This is a genomic window from Streptomyces canarius (assembly GCF_014650735.1).
Lineage (GTDB): Bacteria > Actinomycetota > Actinomycetes > Streptomycetales > Streptomycetaceae > Streptomyces > Streptomyces olivaceoviridis.
On the sequence record NZ_BMVN01000197.1, the window covers coordinates 1 to 960 of the forward strand.

Consider the following 960-nt stretch of genomic DNA (forward strand, 5'->3'; position numbering starts at 1 on the left):
TGAAGCTTCCCCTTGATCGTGGACACCTGGAGACTGGGATCTTGAGGTTCCAGAGGAAGTAGCACCAGGTGGGTAGCAAGTACACGAAGCAGTACACCGAGGAGTTCAAGCGGGACGCGATCGCGCTCGTCGATTCCTCGGGCAAGACGGTCACTGCTGTCGCCCGGGAGCTCGGCATCAGCTCCGAGTCCCTGCGGGGCTGGTACCGCCGGGCGAAGGCGGACCGGGGCGAGGGCGGGTCCGGCGAGCTGACCAGCGCCGAGCGCGAGGAGCTCAAGCGGCTGCGCAAGGAGGTCCGCGAACAGCAGCAGACGATCGAGATCCTGAAAAAAGCGACGGCCTTCTTCGTGAAGGAGAACGACCGGTGAGCGAGCTGTACCGGTTGATCCATGCGGAGAAGGCGAACTATCCGATCGTCCTGCTGTGCCGGGTGCTGAAGGTCGCCCGCTCCTCCTACTACACCTGGCGCGAGGGCGAGGCCGCCCGCCGCGCTCGTCAGGCCGCCGACGACACGCTCGCGCACGAGATCACCGTGGTGCGCATCGCCTCCCGCCACACCTACGGGGTCCCGCGCATCCACGCCGAACTGCGTCGCCTGGGCCGGCGGGTGAACCGCAAACGCGTCGCCCGCGTGATGCGTGAACGCGACATCCGCGGTGTCACCCGCCGCAAGAGGCGTTCGCTGACCCGGCCTGATGTGAAGGCGAAGCCGGCCCCGGACCTGATCGGCCGTGACTTCCATGCCGAGCGCCCCGGGACCAAGCTGGTCGGCGATATCACCTACATGCCCACCGCCGAGGGCTGGCTCTACCTCGCCTGCTGGCTGGACCTGGCCACCCGCGAGGTCGTCGGCTATGCCATGGCCGACCATCACCGCGCCGAGCTCGTCGTCAACGCGCTCGACATGGCCCACGGCCGGGGCGGACTGGAGCCCGGCTGCGTGGTTCACAGCGATCGCGG

2 protein-coding genes are annotated in these 960 nt (G+C 68.0%); both read left to right on the forward strand.

The window, feature by feature from the left end; genetic code table 11:
- Positions 1-68 precede the first annotated feature (68 nt).
- Entirely contained in the window at positions 69-368 is a 300-nt protein-coding gene (locus tag IE294_RS46835; protein ID WP_189895401.1) for a transposase, read from the forward strand.
- Positions 365-960, forward strand: a 596-nt coding sequence (locus tag IE294_RS46840; RefSeq protein ID WP_189895402.1) for an IS3 family transposase, incomplete at its 3' end; no start/stop codon positions are given. The genes IE294_RS46835 and IE294_RS46840, both read left to right, overlap by 4 nt.